The following is a 16035-nucleotide window of genomic DNA, read 5'->3' as shown; positions in this document are numbered from 1 at the left end:
GGCGGTCCCGCGCCGCGCCGCGCCGCTCAGTCGCCGCCGGCTGCGGAGGCCTCGGAGAGCAGCCGCCGGTAGACCTCGCGCGCTTCCTCGAACTGCCCGTAGACGTGATCCTGCTCGGCCTGCGACCGCCAACCCGGCCACTGCCTCGCCTGCCGCTCGAGTTCGTCGATCCAGTCGAGGCCGTACTGGGCGCCCGCCGCGTCGCGGATCGCCGCGCCGCCGACCGTGAACCAGACCGGATTCGTGAACCCCTGCGGGTACGCCGCATCGAGCGGGAACCGCTCCTCCGGCTCTCCTTCCGCCCGCAGGTGGATCCAGCCGCTTCCTTCGATCTCCACGTCGCCCGAGAAGGAGGCCGACATGCGATCCTCCGAGAGTTCGAGATCGAGGACATCCTCTCCGTCGCGCACCAGCCAGGCCCTTGTGAGCGGCACGACGGAGCGGACGCTGGCCTCGACGCTTACGCTCGCGGCGTCCGCCCCGAGATCCAGCACCGAACCGGGGATCGCGCCGTCCACCGTGAGTTCGACCAGCGGCCCGTTGGTGACGAACGCGGCCGCGCCCCGCAGCCCCTCGTACCAGCCCTCCGCCGTCAGGCGCCCATCCGGCGTCCGCACGTAGGTCCGCATCGCCCCCACGAGCGGGGTCGCCTGCAGGTTGCTGATCGAGTCCTCGCCGCCGGTCGCGCACACGCGCACGTCGTTGCTCCACAGGGCGTAGATCGGGAAGAAGCCCGCCCGCTCCGCCGAGGACCACTCCAGCGCGTCGCTCGTCCCCAGCACGGCGTCGACCATGAACCCCTTCCCGCCCATGAGGCCCACATCGAGCGGGTCGAAGTCACCGAAGTAGGGGTGGACGTAGCCGGTCGTCGCCCCCTGGTCCTTCGCTTTCCGCATCATGTCCGTGTTCGACGGATAGAGGCTCTCGATCGCCGTCCCCTCGTATCCCGTCGTGAACGGGGAGATGAGGTGGTCGCGCATCCCGAACATGAACACGTGCCCGTAGAACGGAGGCCGGTACTCCTGCCCCACTACGACGACCATCTCCTCCGTCGACACCGGGTGCGCACCGCCTCCCGGCACGAAGAACTGATGGTCGAGGATCCGGTTGTCCTTGTTCGCCACCTGCTCGTTCACGATGTCCTGGTCCTCCCCCGCGGACATGAACATCAGGTTCTCGAGCGAGTTGTGGAGGTTCCCGGCATAGTTCATGTGGACGTGCGTGGAGCCGTTGTGCCAGCCGCCGGCCGAGAGATCCGCGAACCGGTGCAGCGTGACGGCCAGATCGACCGTCTCCCCCGCCCCGATCGCCACCTTCATGCGCTGGGGCTCGATCTCGAAGCCCTTCACGACGGTGAGGTCGGCTTCGCCCGGCGGGAGCGCGACCGTGAACGTCCCGTCCGTGTGGAAGGCGGGATAGCGCCCCCGCTGGCCGATGCGCGCGTATTCGTCGGCGGGCGCGTGGTACTTGCCGTCCGCGCCCAGCAGCGTCACGCGCGCCGGCACCGGAGCCCGTCCGCTCGCGTCCGTGCGCACGGTGACCGAGAGCATGCCCGTCGGCCCCGCGTACTCGCGCTCGCCGATCTCGATCCGCCGCCGCCCGCCGCCGTAGGTCTCGATGAGTTCGAGTTGGGGGAGGCCGCCCTCGTTCGTGATGTAGGCGATCGTCTCGCCGTCGGGCGACCAGCGCGGATGGAAGGCGTCGTGCTCGAAGAAGGTGAGCTTGTACGGTTCCCCACCCTCGGTCGGCTGCACGTAGAGGTTGTTGAACTGGTCCGCGGCCCCCGCCGTCGAGGAGTAGACGAACCGTCGGCCGTCCAGCGACACGTCCGGCCGGGTGCGGTAGAGGGTCTGCTCCCGCAGCACCGTCGTCGCCGCCTGGATTCCGTCCGCGCGGGCCGGGACCCGGATCACATTCCCCGAGCCCAGCGGCACATCTCTGTTGGAGACGAGGAGGAGTTCCTCTCCGTTCGGCATCCACGCGGGCGACAGGTGCATGTCCATGGGCCCGAAGTAGAGCCGGTTGTTGCCGTAATCGTTGTCGCTCGTGACCGCGATCTCGGGGCCCTCCCAATCGCCTTCCGCGACCCCCCGAACGTAGACGTTGAAGAAGCCGTTCGGCGCGCTCGACACGTACGCGAGGCGTCCGCCGTCCGGCGAGAACACGGGATCCGCGTACACGAAGCCATCGTCCGTGAGCGCCCGCGTTTCACCCGTCTCCGTGTCCAGCAGTTCGAGCTGGATTCGTTCTCCGCCGTGGTCCGCCGTGTACACGACCCAGCGTCCATCGGGAGAATACGAGGGGGATGAATGGTACGTCCCCCCCCGCGTGAGTTCGGTGGCGTCGCCCGTCTCCACGTCCACTTCCCAGACGGAGCCGGCCATCCCGACCGCGATGGAGGCCCCGTCGGGCGACCAGGAGGGGAACCAGGGCGTCGTCCCGGGCGCCGGCGGCAGGTAGTAGTTGTGCATGTAGTTGCCGCCGTGCCGCACGCCGGGATACCCGCCGAACTCGGGCGGCGGCTCCTCGGCGAGGACGGGCGTCACGGGCCGGGCCGAGGCGGACTCGAGCAGCCCGGGCTCGCCGGCCACGCCGGGCGCGCCGTCACCCGGCTCGCAGCCGAGCGTCAGTCCGGCGGACAGGAACGAGAGGAAGAGGACGGGAGCGGGGCCGATACGCATGTCAGCTCGCAGGCTCAGGGGCTCGGAGGATCGCTGAACAGCGCCCCCAACTTGCCGCGCGCCAACCACCCCGCGCAACGCGGCCCGTGCGGCGGGTGTGGGCCTTCTACCTCTACGGCGGGATGAGCGCCAGAACCTCCCCGCTGAACGGCAGCGGAACGGCGAAGGGCCAGATTCTTCCAGCCGAACCAACCGCAAAATAGCCTCGGTAGCGAAGATCGGGCCGTCGAATCCGCCACTCGCGGATCAGCCAGCGATCACGACTGATCCGTTCAAAGTACAGATCGCCGCCGAATTGCGACTCGTCTATCTCAATCTGGAAAAACCGGAGGCGGTTGGAATTATGGTCGGACTGCAGGCGCAATCGCAGCGCCGGCTCCAAGTGCTGCCGCAGGAACGGACGCAGTGAAGTGTACTGGAACTCCAGCTCCCGCGGCCCGGCGGCGACCGTGTCGATCCACAGGACGCCCGCGACATCGACGACTTCCCGTCCGGGCTTCGGTTCGAAACCCAGTCCGATGGTCGTCTCGTCCTCGCTCTCGACAGGCCGGAGGCAGTGCGTCGCCAGAAAACCCGGTGAGGCGAGGGCATCGCCGTCCGGGGCGTAGAACGTGGTCATGGTATCGACCACATCGGCGTACCCGCGTGCCACGAGGTGCTCCGGCGACGCGTTGTTCAGCGACCTTCTCGCCAGGATGGTGACAGTGTCGCGTCGGAATCGGTACGTGCCCTGGGCGAAATAGTACTTGATCGGTCGTACCATCCGCATCCGCAGGGAGCCCAGGTCCTCGGTGTGCGATACCGTTGCCAGGATCGGGAGAACCGACTCGTAAAGGGCGAAGGCCCGCTCGCGTTCCGCCGGGGTGGTCGGACAGACGTTCTCCTCCGACACCGACAGTTCCGGGAGCGGAATCGGTTCCACGGGGATGTCCAACCGCAGCGTCCGCAACTCCGGCGCCCAGTCGACGTGGAGAGTGTCGGAGGCCCAGGACTGATAGCCGATGCGGGCCACCAGGAGGCGATACACACCCGCTGGCGGCTTGGGCAGGCTGAACGCGCCCTGGGCGTCCGAAATATCTTCGGCCACGACGAGTTCGTCCGGATCGACGAGTCGGACGTGCGCGCCTTCCACGGGCACCCCGCTCCCTTCCGTCAGGAGAAGCCCCGACAAACGCGGGCGAGCCTCCTGGGCCGCGAGGGGGAAAGCCAGCGCGAGGGCGAGAAGCGTGAGTCCGAGGTCTGCGGTTCGGTTCGTCAACGTCCTATGATCTCCACGTTCATGATCCGGAACGCGGGAATGTACCCACCCACGTAATGCGGACCCCCGACCAGTCCCGGTCCGAGAAAATGATCGTACAGTTCGTCGAAGCGGGCTCGCGCGACCACTCGTTTGGCTTCGAGGTCGATCACCTCGATCGTGGAGTCGTAACGGAGGCGTTCGTCCTCGAGATCCGGACCGGCGCGGGCCCAGTCCGGATCGACAGGCCACGTGAGGACCCAGAGCAATCCGTCGTATTCGAGGATGTCACTCAACAAGGGGGGTGGCCTGCCGACCCCATGGCCCCCTGAGCGAAGCTCGGCCTCCGAGGGCTCGGGGAACCAGTCGGCCTCACGCCGGATCTCCTCGATCGGTTCCGGCGAAGTGGGTGACTGACGCTGGATCCAATAGTGAGCCACTCGGCCCACCCACAGAGTTCCCTCACCTCCATCGGCGATGACACGCGTCTCGCTGTACGGTGCCGATGGCGGGACCTCGTCGTTCCCCGAGCCGAAGGAATGGGCGATCTTTCCCTCTCTGTCCACCTCGTGGATCGGCAAGCCGCCCAATCCCGGAACCCGCTCCATGTCCGACGTGATATAGAAATGGTCCGTGTTCCACGGTACGATGATCGGGTCTATTCCCTGAGGGAGGATCTCGAGGGGAACGGATCGGACGAACTCGTGGTCCGGACTGAACACACTCATCCGCATGCCGAGCCGGTCAAGAACCAGAAGAGAGTCGGCCGACCCGACGACGACGCCATTGATTCCCCTGAACTCGCCGGGGCCCTCGCCCTCGCGCCCGATCGTCTTCCGGAAGGCGCCGTCCGCTTCGTATACCTTGATCTCCGTCGAGAAGTACCCGCGCAGATAAATGCGCCCTCGCGAATCGACGGCGGAGAACGAATGTCCCCCGAGGAAGTCGATGGCGCCCGGGCCCTCCGTGTCTCCGAGGCGAACCCGTTCTGTGAGCCGTACGGTACAGACGGGACACGTAACGTCGTCCGGGATCCATGTGACGCGCGACTCCTGAGCGCGAGGCGCGTACACAGGAATGGACAGGCTGACGAGAGCGACTACAAGAGGCCTTCGTGGGCGCATGCGAACGATCCCCTGGGCTATGGCGGGATGAGTGCGAGGACCTCCCCGGCGAACTCGAGCGAACGCGTCATGGGCCAAACCTGGCCCCGCGAACCAGCCGCGAAATACCCGCGATAGACGAGGGCAGGCCGGCGAATCCGCCATTCGCGGATCAGCCATCGATCACCAGCCAGGCGCCCAAAGTGAAGGACGCCGCCGAAGCGGGACTCGTCTCGTATCTGGATTGCGCTGAAGTTAACACGGCCGTGGTGGGCCTCTACCCACAGCCGCAACGTCGGCTCCAGGTGCTTCCGCAGGAACGGTCGCAGGGAGGTGTATTGGAACTCAAGTTCGCGCGGCTCGCCGGCCACCGTGTCGATCCAAAGAACCCCTGCGACATCGACGACCTCGCGCCCGGGCTTCGGTTCGAACCCCAGCCCGACGGTCGCTTCCTCCTCACTCCTGACTGGCCGGAGGCAGTGCGTAGCGAGAAAACCCGGAGCCGCCAGCGCGTCCCCGTCCGGGGCGTAGAACGTGGTCATGGTGTCGACCACACCGGCGTACCCGTGCGCCACGAGGTGCTCCGGCGATGCGTTGTACAGAGACTTTGGTACGACGACCGTCGTCGTGTCCCGCTCAAATCGGTACGTGCCGCCGCGGAAATACACCTTGCGCGGTCGTACCATCTGCATTCGCAGCGAGCCCAGATCCGCGGTGTGCGACACGGTGGCGAGGATGGGGAGGACCGATTCGTAGAGTGCGAAGGCTCGCTCGCGCTGCTCGCGAGTGGTCGGACAGACGTTCTCCTCCGAGACCGACAGTTCCGGGAGCGGAATTGGCTCTACGGGGATGTCCAGCCGCAGCGACCGCGACTCCGACGCCCAGTCGACGTGGAGAGTGTCGGAGGCCCAGGACTGATAGCCGATGCGGGCCACCAGGAGACGATACACACCCCGCCGGCGGCATGGGCAGGCTGAACGCGCCTTGCGCGTCGGAGAGCGCTTCAGCCCGGACACTATCGGCCGGATCGACGAGCCTGATGTGCGCGCCCTCGACCGGCGCCCCGCTGCCTTCGGTGAGGAGGAGTCCCGACAGCCGCCGACCCACCTCCTGTGCGCCGAGGGGGAACGCCATCAACTGGAGTCCGAGAGCGGCAACCAGTGCCGAGCGGGCGAGGGCGGACCGATTCGTCATGACAAACAGACCCTCGTCGGATGGAGAAGGTCACATGTCCCGGATTGGACCGGCTGGCAGCTAGCGGAGAATCCGCCGCACCTCGATCGTCTGCACGTCGAACTCGTTCCAGGCAAGAACCGCCGCGATGTCCCCATCGACGGCGAGCACGCTGACTTCATCCGGTGAACGTACGCGCATGACCTGCGTGCCCTCGGGGGAGTACACTGTCCATGTGGGAGTGGAGTCACGAACCCCACCGTAGTCGAGTAGCCAGATGGCACCGAGACCCGTCGTCCGGAGTGCACTCAGGGAACGGCGACCCGACCAGCCGTACGGCGGAAAGTACTCGGGAACCGGCATCCGTCCCTCGTCCAGCGCCTTCCGCATGAGCTCCGAACCCCGTGACTTCACGAGCTCGACGTCAGCCTGCGTGACAGGGACGGGTTCGGGAAGAGGATCCGGCAGCAGGGCCCCGAGGGATTCTCCGTGTTGGTCGAAGATGGCGACGGCGTGGTTCACGTTGTCCATGACGTAGTACCGTCCGCCGAGCACATCCACCACGCCGTCGCGCCCGAAAACGGCCGAAGTCATCTGCTCCCCTCCGCGTCCGAAGGGTTCCGCATAGCTGTCGGACGTGACGAACGAGCCCAGACTGTCCCTGAATGCCCCGTTCGCGTCATACGTCGAGTCCCCGATCTTGTGCGGACGGCCGACTCTCTGGAACTCTCCAGGCCCCTCGCCCTCTCCGCCGACGGTATGGAGGAGTTCGCCCGTCGTGCGGGAATAGAAGCGAAGCTTGAGGCGCTCGCGGGCGCCGTGGGTCAGGCTCCGGGCAGGCGGTAGGAAACGCCCTGGGCCACGGCCTCGTCCACCGTCTCGGCGTCGAGCAGCACCGTCACGTTGACGGTGAGGGCCCCGGCCGCGGCGATGTTCAGCGAAAGCGAGAGGGCGGCGGTCTCGCCGGGAAGGTCCGTGATGAGATAGAGGTCGTTCTCACCGAAGGCGTAGTAGAAGCCTTCCAGCGTACCGCCGGCGCTTTCGACGGTCTGGCGCAGTGCCTCGCGGCGCCCGGTGCCTCCCTCTGCGATCAGACCCTTGAGGCCGGACTGCGTGTAGCTCGTCCGGAACATGTACTTGGCCATGGTTCTCCGTCAGCAGGTTAGGCAGTTGTCGTTGTTGTGCGAGCCCAGGCTCTCGAGGAGCGCGACCGTCTCCGGGAAGGGCGAGACGCGCTGCACCGGACCGTTCGCCATGTCGGCGGTGGTCTGGCCGCGGCGGCTGACGACCGTGACGTCACCGCCCATCTCCACGAGATAGAGGATCATCTCGTCGTCGCCCCGCGAGGCGGCGTTGTGGAGCGCGGTGTAACCGCCGTGGTCGCGGGCGTTCACGTCCGCGCCCAACTCCTCGAGGAGGTACTTCACGGCCGGCATCCAGCCATCGGGCGTGTGCCGGTGCGCATTGCCCGCGAACCCCTCGCCGTAGCCCACGCCGGAGGCGGCGTGCAGCGGCATCACGCCGGGCCCGCCCGGGGGCACCGCTGGCAGGCCGGAGGCGTCCGGCGCGTTGGCCCGGTCCCGGTCCGCCGTCTCGGCGGCCTGGATGAGCGCCGTCCGCACCTCTTCGTTCAGGTTCTCGAGGTCCTCATCGGGGAACTGCCCCTGCTCCTCTTCGGGCAACTGCCCCCGGATGTCCTGGAGCAGCTTCATCTGGTCCGGTTCGGACAGTTCCGCGTAGGAGGAGTCGCGCAGCGCGTTCAGCGCCTGCTGCCGCAGGAACTCGTCCGGTGACAGACGCTGGCGCCGGGGGGGCGCCTTGGTCGGGATGTTCGGGTCCGCGCCGTACTCGACGAGGAGCTTCATCGCGTCGACGTCCGTCGCGTACGCCGCGCGCCAGAAGGCGGTGGCGCCGTTGGTGTCGACGAGGCCGCAGTTCCGGTTCCCGCAGCCCGTGTACACCATGTACCACGGGTGCCGCGTGATCCGGTGGTCGGGATCCGCGCCGGCCTCGAGCAGCGCCCGCGCCACTTCCAGGTAGTTCGCGCGCTGGAGCGAGCGCTCCTGCGGCTGCGGGAAGCGCGTGCGGGGCTGCCAGCGGGCGTTGATCACGGCCCACAGCGGCGACACGCCGTTGAGTTCGGCGGAGATGTTCGGGTCCGCGCCCCGCTCGAGGAGGAGCAGCACGAGGTCGAACTGGCCGTTGATCCCGGCCATCACGAGCGGGCTCGTGCCGTCCGCCGCGCTCACCACATCGATGTCCGCACCGCCGTCCAGGAGGGCCACGGTCGATTCCACGTACCCCTGACGGACCGCGTGCAGCAGCGGGGTCAGGCCGCCGATCTTCTCGACCGGGGGCAGGAAGAGACGGCTGAAGTCGCTCTCGTCCTCTTCTTCCTCCTCCTCTTCCTCGGGCAGGCCTCTTGCGTACACCTCGCGCCCCGCGCGGACGGCGGCCTGCAGCTCGCCGGCCGTGGGCGTGCGCGCCTCGTCGCCCTCTCCGGCGAGGGCCTCGAGGACCTCCGTCTCACGCTGCCGCGCCAGGCGATCCAGCTTCTCCTGCTCCAGGATGTCGATGACAAGCGACGTGATGTCGGGGTCCGCACCCCGCTCCAGCAGGACCCGGATCGCGTCCGCCCGGTTGCCGGCGGCGGCGAAGGTGAGCGGCGTCTGGCCCCATTCGGCCTCCTGCGCATCGGGATCCGCGCCCCCGTCGAGCAGGACGACGATCGCCTCGGGGTTCCCGGCCGCCGCGGCCAGGTGGAGCGGCGTGGAGCCGCTGTTCCCGGTCAGGGCCATCACGTCGGACCCCGCCGCCATCAGACTGCCCAGGATCTGCGGCGAGCCCCGCCTCGCGGCGAGGTGGAGCGGCGTGTACTGCCCGATTCGCGTGACCGCCCTCACGTCGGCGCCGGCGTAGATGAGCATGGCCGCCAGCTCGGCGTCGCCGCGGTCTGCGGCCCAGTGCAACGCCGTCATCCCGTCGCCCTGCGCCGCGTTGACGTCGAGTCCCTGCTGCAGCAACTCGCGCACCATCGCGACATCGCCGCGCATCGCCGCGTCGGCGACGGGCGAATCAGGAGGCGAACCCTCGGGCGAAGCGTGCGGCGCCCCCGCCGAGACGAGGAGCGCCGCGCAGAGGACCGCGAACCCGGACCGGAGCCTCGCCTTGCGCACGGTCAGCTCCCCGCGTCCGTCGTGACCGGGTCGGCCTGGTTGAGCGGCATGGGACCCGTGCTGTCGCCGAACGAATCCATGTCGTCCACGCCGAGATCGTGCAGGATCGAGAGCATCGCGTTCGCCATCGGCGTCTCGTCGGGCGCCTTGATGTGCAGGTTGCCCTCGAGCATCCCGTTGCCGTGCCCAAGCAGGAAGAGCGGCGCCCGCCGGTGGTTGTGCAGGTTCGCGTCCGCCATCGGCGAACCCCACAGGACCACGCTCTGGTCGAGCAGGCTCGACTCTCCGTGCATCGTGTTCTTCAGCTTGTCGATCAGATACGGCAACTGACCCACGCGGAACTGGTTGATCTTGTTGAACTCCAGCACCGCCTCCTCCCGGTTCCCGTGGTGTGAGGCCGGGTGGAAGGGCCGGTCGGACTCGCTGTCGGAGAAGACGCGGTTCTGCGCGTCGCGCCCCGTCTTGAAGGAGATCACCCGCGTCATGTCGGTCTCGAGCGCGAGCACCTGGATGTCGAACAGCATCTGCATGTGCTCGGTGAACGAGTCCGGCACGCCGGCCGGCGCCTCGGGTAGCGCGCGCTCCTCACCGCTCGAGTTCCGTGACTCGACCATCTGAATGCGCCGCTCCAACTCGCGCACGTTCGTGAGGTACTGGTCCATGCGGCGCGCGTCCTCCCGACCGAGGGTCCGCTGCACCGAGGAGATCTCGCCGGAAATCCAGTCGAGGATGCTGCGCCGCGTGGCGCGCCGCGACGCTCGCTCGGCCTCGCTCCCGCCCGCACCGAACAGGAGGTCGAAGGCGACCCGCGGATCGCGGATCATGGGCAGCGGCTCCGTCGGCGAAGCCCAACTCAGCGAGTCGGTGTACGCGCACGAATAGTTGTACGTGCAGCCGCCCGCCTGATCGAGGTTCTCGATGCAGAACTGCATCGACGGCATCGGCGTGTCCTGGCCGAAGCGCTGCGCGTAGATCTGGTCCATCGACGTCCCGCAGAAGATATCGGACCCCTGCGTCTGCTTCGGATGGGACTGCGTGAGGAACACCGCGCTCGAGCGGAAGTGGTCCCCGCCGATCTCGGGCGGCGTGAACGCCTCCGCGTTGCGGACGTCCGTGTTGCTGATGATCGTGAGGTGCTCGCGGTACGGCCGCAGCTCGACGAGCGCGCTCTCATCGATGATCTCGAACTCGCGCCCCGCCTTCTCCGGCGCGAAGAGGAACTGCGGCGCGCCGTGCTCCCGGTTGCAGCCGGCGAGTCCGTGCACCTCCTCGATCGCGATGAGCCGGGTCCCCTTCCCCTCCGTCAGGCTCTTCGCGCGCGTCGAACCCAGGAGACGGCCCGCGGGAACCATCGCGTCGAGCAACGGCAGGGCCAGCGTGGCCCCGACGCCCCGAATGAAGGTCCTGCGCGGCAGGTGCTGTCCGGTGATGAATTCCATGTTCTCCCTCTCGGAGCGTCGGATCGCCGCCCGGCCCTGGGGCCGTTCAGCGGCGGTCTTCGGAAACCTCTTCTTCTACCGTAGCTAGGGGCGCGGCCCGCTTCATACTGAACGCGTCGCCGTTCACGACGCCCAGGATCAGCGACGACAGCCTGTAGTCGTCCGTCTCCGCCTCCCGCACGATCGACCGGATCCAGGGCTGGTCGTAGTACTCGACGCGGCGGCCGAGCGCGTACGCGGCCAGGTTCTCCGTGAAGTTCCGCAGCAGCGGCAGCGGGCGCCCGAGGAGCGCGTCGACCAGTTCGGGCGGCGTCTGCACCGGCGTCCCGTCGTAGAAGTCGCCGCGCGTGTCCAGCGGCATCCCGTTCTCGCGCAGGCGCCACTTGCCGGTCACGTCGAAGTTGTCCAGGGCCAGACCGATCGGGTCCATGAAGCGGTGGCACGACCGGCACGCCGGACTCGCCCGGTGCATCTCCATGCGTTCGCGCGTCGTGAGCAGCCGTCCGTCCCTGGAATCCTCCGTCTCGTCCAGATCCGGCACCCCCGGCGGGGGCGGCGGCGGCGGCGTGCCGAGGAGGACCTCCATGACCCACTTCCCGCGGAGTACCGGAGAGGTCCGGTTCGCGAGCGAGGTGAGGACGAGGACGCTGCCGTGGCCCAGGATCCCGACGCGCTCGTCACCCGGGTAGGTCACGCGTTGGAAGTCACGCCCGGCCACGCCCTCGAACCCGTAGTGATGGGCCAGACGCTCGTTGACGAACGTGTAGTCGGCCCGGAAGAAGTCGAGCAGGCTACGGTCCTCGCGGATCAGGCTCTGGAACAGGAGTTCGGTCTCCCGCTTCATCGCGTCCGCGAGGTTCTCGTCGAAGTTGGGGAAGAAGTTGGGGTCGGGACGGACCTTGTAGAGATCCTGCAATCGCAGCCACTGCGACACGAAGCGCGAACTCAGCGCCTCGGAGCGCGGGTCGTCCAGCATGCGGCGCGCCTGCCGCTCCAGTTCGCCGGCATCCGACAGCCGCCCCTCCACCGCCACGGCCCGCAGTTCCTCGTCCGGCGGAAGTCCCCAGAGGAAGAACGAGAGCCGCGAAGCCAGGTCGATGTCCTCCAGCGCGTACGCTTCTCCGCTCGCGACGCCCTCGGGCTCGCGCTCCAGCCGCAGCACGAAGAAGGGGCTCGCGAGGATCGCCTCGAGGGCCAACCGCACGCCGATCTCGAACCCGCCCTGCTCGACGCCCATGTCGTAGAACCTCATCAGGCCGTCGACCTCGCTCGGTTCGAGCGGGCGACGGTACGCCTGGCGCGCGAGGTCGGTCAGGATGCCGCGGGCGCAGGGCCGCTCCTCTTCGAGCGACGTGGGACGGCAGGTGAAGATGCGCTGGCGGACCGGCGACTCCGACACGCCGGTCGGGTTGTACGGCCCGCCGATGATGAGGTCCTGGAGGTGCGGCAGCGTCGTGACCCCGCCGCCGCCCGAACCGCCGCCGGCGTTGGACCATGCGTGCGGCCGAATCAGGTCCTCGTACGGTCCCTCCTGGCGCTTGACGAAGGCGGCGGAAACGCGGTGCTGACCGGCCCGGACGAAGATCGGCTCCGTCCCGACGGGCGTGAAGCCGCGGTCATCCGCCCCGCCGCCGCGCCGCGTGTAGTGGAGGAGCGCGACGCGCTCGCCATCGACCGAGATGTCGAGGTCCTCCATGCGGGAGTTCGCGCCCGAGGTGAAGACGAGCGCGAAGGTGTACTCGCCGTCGGCCGGGAAGGTGTGCTCCACAACCATCCCGCCGCGCGTACCGAAGGGGGCCCCTTCCACGTGGTCCCACGGGTGCTGCGAGACGTACTGGGAGTTCTTGTACGTCGTGTTGACCGCCGGAGCCTCGCGGTCCCCGACCGCCATGCGGCTGATCTCCGCCGCCGCGTTCAGATAGGCATCGAGGAGCGTCGGGGAGAGCGCCTGCACATCGGCGATGTTGTCGAAGTTGGCGCTCATCTGGTCGTTCGGAAGCCACTTCCCCGCGTCGACCTCGAGCCCCAGGAGGTCGCGGATCGCCCGCTCGTACTCGGGCCGGTTGAGCCGCTGGAAGGTCCGCCCGCCGGGGTTCGGGTCCAGCGCCGCGGCGCGGTCGACGATGTCCTCGAGCGTCTCGACGAGTTCGAGCAGTTCGTCTGCCGGGGGACGGCGCACGCCGGGCGGCGGCATCATGCCGGCGCGCAGCTTGCGGATCATCTTCTCCGCGGTCTCGGCCTCCGTGTCCGCGACGTCGACATCGAAGGACTCGAGGGTGAGGTTCCCCGCCAGCCGGCGACTGTTGTGGCAGTTCGTGCAGACGCCCTGGACGATGTCGTTCGGCCCCCCCGCGACCGGAAAAACGCGGGCATGGCGGAAATCCGCGGCCGAGCCCAGACCGAGGTGATTCGCGGCCCACGCGACGGCCGCCACCGAGTTCGACGGGGCCGCGACGGAGGTCGCCTCGGCGTCCTGCGCCGAGAGACCCGCCGGAGTCGCGAGGGCCACCGCGAATGCCGCGCCGAGCATGCGGGGCGCCACCTTTGCGTACGCTGCGTTTGCGGGCATCTCGGGCCGTTCTTTCGGGCCGTTCCTTAAGAGGATGTATCCGCGTAACAGGCTAAGCCCGAATCGCGTTGTCTCGCAAGGCTCGGAGCAGGCTGGGAAACGGCTGTCGGGAAGGTATCGGAACAGCGCGCAACGACCTCAGAATCCCTCGATCTCGAGTGCTACGATTGAGGATTCGTCGAGGCTGCCGGCGTGGAGCGTCCACACCCTGCTCCCGCTTGCTTCCACCAAGCGCTGATCGTCCGGAAGGCGGATCGAGCCAAGAAAATGCCCGGACTGGAGGAATACGTCATACATGGCTCCGGGTGCCCCGTACATACTGTTTGCACCGGGCGGCGGGCGGTCTCGCTGAACCCAGATCCGCCGGTCCGCGTCGACGACGATTCGGGAGATGATCGCCGGCTCCCGTGGCTCGCCGAGTTCGCGGAGGGCGAGCCGCCACGCTTCGGGCATTCGTTCATCAGTGCCCTCCCCGCGCTCGGCAGGCGAGAGCGGGAGCGCCTCCCCCGGATGGCAGAACCGAACGAGAGTCTCGCCATCCCGGTCGAATACGGTCAGTTCGTAACGTCCATCCGGGTCGGAGACCACCCAGGTCTCCGCGCCGACACCCAGTAACGACCGCGGCCATGCGGGCAGCGTCGAACCCGACAAGACTCTTGCACGGGACCGCGCAACCGTGTCGTGCACCGCCGTGCCAGGCGACCAACGGACGAAGGACCGCTCCTGCCAATCCTCCTCGATTGGGCCAGGAGATTCCAGCCACACCGCGGAATCCGGTTGGAGCGCCACGAACGTGACCTCGCCGGACGCGAACACGGGTAACAGAAACGCCCCATCGACCCCAGTGACGCTGGCCGAGCGAGTAGCGAGGTCCAGCGTGGTCAGCCGAGATGTGCCGAAGTCCAGGACGAGGACGGTGTTGGCATCCAGCCAGGTCACCGCGGCCGGCGCCTGGACCTCGCCGGGGCCTTCGCCGCGCGTCATGACCGGCCCCCGCCACTCGCCATCGGGGTCGAGCACGATCACTTCGGCCAGGCCCCAGTCCGCGATGGCGACCGATCCGTCGGGGCTTACGGCGACACCGGCCGGCAGGGCCAATTGTTCGGCTTCATCGACGCCTCCGGCACGCCAGACCTCACGCCAGGAGAGGTCCGCAGGCCAGACCCCGACGCTCGTGTTCGTCACAGCCTGACCGCTGGGGTCCGTGATTTCACAGGCAGCGGGTCCGGGCGAGTCGCAACCGGCCATCACAGAAGCCAGCAGGAGCGACGGAACCTGCCAACGACTTTGAGACACTTCGCGAATCAGCACTGTGAGCGCTCCCTTTCCGTTCCGGACAGCCGGGGTTCAGCGGTCTCGCCAGCGCACCATTCCGGGGGTGATTTCGGTCACGGTGCGGGCGCCGAGAAGCGCCATGGTGCGCCGGAATCCTTCGTCGAACCACTTGAGGACGAGGTCCACGCCGCGCTCTCCCCCCGCGCCCAGCGCGTAGAAGTAGGCGCGGCCGGCCAGGCAGGCCTTCGCGCCGAGCGCCACCGCCTTGGCGATGTCGCTCCCGCGGCGGACCCCGCCGTCGATGAGGACGTCGAGCCGGTCCGCCACCGCGTCGGCAACAGGCTGCAGCAGTTCCAGGGTCGGGGGCGCGTCGTCGAGTTGCCGTCCGCCGTGGTTCGAGATCACGATCCCTTCCGCACCGACGTCGGCGGCGAGCACCGCGTCCTCCACGGTCTGGATGCCCTTGACGACGATCGGGCCGTCCCAGATGGAGCGCAGCCAGTCCACGTCGTCCCAGGCGAGCCTGGGGTCGAACTGCTCGTTCACGTACTGCGCCAGGCCCATGGCGTCGACGCCGCCCGCCCCGCCCTTCGCGTCGCGGCTCACCGCGCTCGAGAAGACGATCGGCTCGGAGGTGAGGAAGTCCCACGTCCAGCCGGGTTTCCGGATCCCGTCCACGAAGGTGTCGAGGCCGAGTTGCGGGGGGAGGGTGAAGCCGAGCCGGACATCGCGCTCCCGCCGCCCCAGCACGGCGACGTCGACCGTGAGGAGGAGCGCCTCATAGCCGGCCTCGGCGGCGCGCCGGACGAGTTCCTCGACGAGCCCCCGGTCCTTCCACACGTAGACCTGGAACCACTTGGGGCCGGAGCTGACGGTGGCCACCTCCTCGATCGAGCGGGTGCCGAGCGTGGAGAGGCTGTAGGTGATCCCCGCCCGCTCGGCGGCCCTCGCCACCGCGAGTTCTCCCTGTGAATCCGCGATGCGGCTGAACCCTGTGGGCGCGAGGATCAGTGGCATCGGATGGCGCCGGCCGAGGACGGTGACGCCGGGATCCACGTTCGTCACATCCCGCAGGACCCGGGGCCGAAACTCGAGCCGGTGGAAGGCGTTGCAGTTCCGCGCCTGGGTGCGCTCGTCGTCGGCCGCTCCGTCGATGTAGCCGAACACGCCGCGCGGGAGGCGGCGGCGGGCGACTTCGCGCAGGTCCTCGACGCTCGCGCAGCGGCTCAGTCGTCGCACGACGGGGTTCCACTCGAACTTTCTGAAGCGAACGACGGAGCGCAGCGTCTTCAGCATGAGGCCTCCGCGACCTGCGGCGTGTGCGGCGTGATCGGTGCCGTGAACCGGTACGAGAGGGGACGGGGTCCGGCAAGCCCGCGCAG

Annotated in this window: 11 protein-coding genes; all 11 read right to left on the bottom strand. The window is 68.4% G+C overall.

The window, feature by feature from the left end; translation table 11 throughout:
- Positions 1-26: 26 nt before the first annotated feature.
- Complete coding sequence (locus ACOQPP_RS19605; protein ID WP_420637261.1) at positions 27-2681, bottom strand: CehA/McbA family metallohydrolase; 2655 nt, start codon at positions 2679-2681, stop codon at positions 27-29.
- A 112-nt stretch (positions 2682-2793) separates the two neighbouring features.
- Positions 2794-3939: a carboxypeptidase-like regulatory domain-containing protein gene (locus ACOQPP_RS19600; RefSeq protein ID WP_420637260.1), complete on the bottom strand. Its 1146-nt coding sequence runs from the start codon at positions 3937-3939 to the stop codon at positions 2794-2796.
- Positions 3936-5042, bottom strand: coding sequence for a 6-bladed beta-propeller (locus ACOQPP_RS19595; protein WP_419164596.1), 1107 nt, complete (start codon positions 5040-5042; stop codon positions 3936-3938). Before ACOQPP_RS19595 ends, ACOQPP_RS19600 begins: the two co-directional genes overlap by 4 nt.
- A gap of 17 nt (positions 5043-5059) precedes the next feature.
- Positions 5060-5971: a hypothetical protein gene (locus ACOQPP_RS19590; RefSeq protein ID WP_420637259.1), complete on the bottom strand. Its 912-nt coding sequence runs from the start codon at positions 5969-5971 to the stop codon at positions 5060-5062.
- A gap of 304 nt (positions 5972-6275) precedes the next feature.
- Positions 6276-6788 carry a hypothetical protein gene (locus ACOQPP_RS19585; RefSeq protein ID WP_420637258.1) on the bottom strand — a complete coding sequence of 171 codons (513 nt, stop codon included), beginning with the start codon at positions 6786-6788 and terminating at the stop codon, positions 6276-6278.
- 230 nt (positions 6789-7018) lie between these two features.
- Positions 7019-7339 (bottom strand): GYD domain-containing protein, encoded by a 321-nt coding sequence (locus ACOQPP_RS19580; protein WP_419164593.1) that lies wholly within the window; start codon positions 7337-7339, stop codon positions 7019-7021.
- Between the two features lie 9 nt (positions 7340-7348).
- Positions 7349-9370 (bottom strand): ankyrin repeat domain-containing protein, encoded by a 2022-nt coding sequence (locus tag ACOQPP_RS19575; protein WP_419164592.1) that lies wholly within the window; start codon positions 9368-9370, stop codon positions 7349-7351.
- 2 nt (positions 9371-9372) lie between these two features.
- Entirely contained in the window at positions 9373-10809 is a 1437-nt protein-coding gene (locus tag ACOQPP_RS19570) for a DUF1552 domain-containing protein (RefSeq protein WP_420637257.1), read from the bottom strand.
- Between the two features lie 46 nt (positions 10810-10855).
- Positions 10856-13339: a DUF1592 domain-containing protein gene (locus ACOQPP_RS19565; RefSeq protein WP_420637256.1), complete on the bottom strand. Its 2484-nt coding sequence runs from the start codon at positions 13337-13339 to the stop codon at positions 10856-10858.
- A gap of 177 nt (positions 13340-13516) precedes the next feature.
- A complete protein-coding gene (locus ACOQPP_RS19560) occupies positions 13517-14563 on the bottom strand; it encodes a hypothetical protein (RefSeq protein ID WP_420637255.1) in 1047 nt (348 codons plus the stop codon).
- 162 nt (positions 14564-14725) lie between these two features.
- Positions 14726-15949 carry an alpha-hydroxy acid oxidase gene (locus tag ACOQPP_RS19555; protein ID WP_420637254.1) on the bottom strand — a complete coding sequence of 408 codons (1224 nt, stop codon included), beginning with the start codon at positions 15947-15949 and terminating at the stop codon, positions 14726-14728.
- Positions 15950-16035 lie beyond the last annotated feature (86 nt).

This window comes from Candidatus Palauibacter sp., from assembly GCF_965222475.1.
Taxonomy (GTDB): domain Bacteria; phylum Gemmatimonadota; class Gemmatimonadetes; order Palauibacterales; family Palauibacteraceae; genus Palauibacter.
Note: the sequence above shows the minus strand (reverse complement) of the source record. Positions and strands in the feature narration are given on the sequence as shown.

What these genes read in the sequence shown, in the direction of transcription:
- ACOQPP_RS19605 (WP_420637261.1), bottom strand. Translation starts at nt 2,681, where the DNA reads ATGCGTATCGGCCCCGCTCCCGTCCTCTTCCTCTCGTTCCTGTCCGCC.
- ACOQPP_RS19595 (WP_419164596.1), bottom strand. Translation starts at nt 5,042, where the DNA reads ATGCGCCCACGAAGGCCTCTTGTAGTCGCTCTCGTCAGCCTGTCCATT.
- ACOQPP_RS19585 (WP_420637258.1), bottom strand. Translation starts at nt 6,788, where the DNA reads ATGACTTCGGCCGTTTTCGGGCGCGACGGCGTGGTGGATGTGCTCGGC.
- ACOQPP_RS19580 (WP_419164593.1), bottom strand. Translation starts at nt 7,339, where the DNA reads ATGGCCAAGTACATGTTCCGGACGAGCTACACGCAGTCCGGCCTCAAG.
- ACOQPP_RS19570 (WP_420637257.1), bottom strand. Translation starts at nt 10,809, where the DNA reads ATGGAATTCATCACCGGACAGCACCTGCCGCGCAGGACCTTCATTCGG.
- ACOQPP_RS19565 (WP_420637256.1), bottom strand. Translation starts at nt 13,339, where the DNA reads ATGCTCGGCGCGGCATTCGCGGTGGCCCTCGCGACTCCGGCGGGTCTC.
- ACOQPP_RS19555 (WP_420637254.1), bottom strand. Translation starts at nt 15,949, where the DNA reads ATGCTGAAGACGCTGCGCTCCGTCGTTCGCTTCAGAAAGTTCGAGTGG.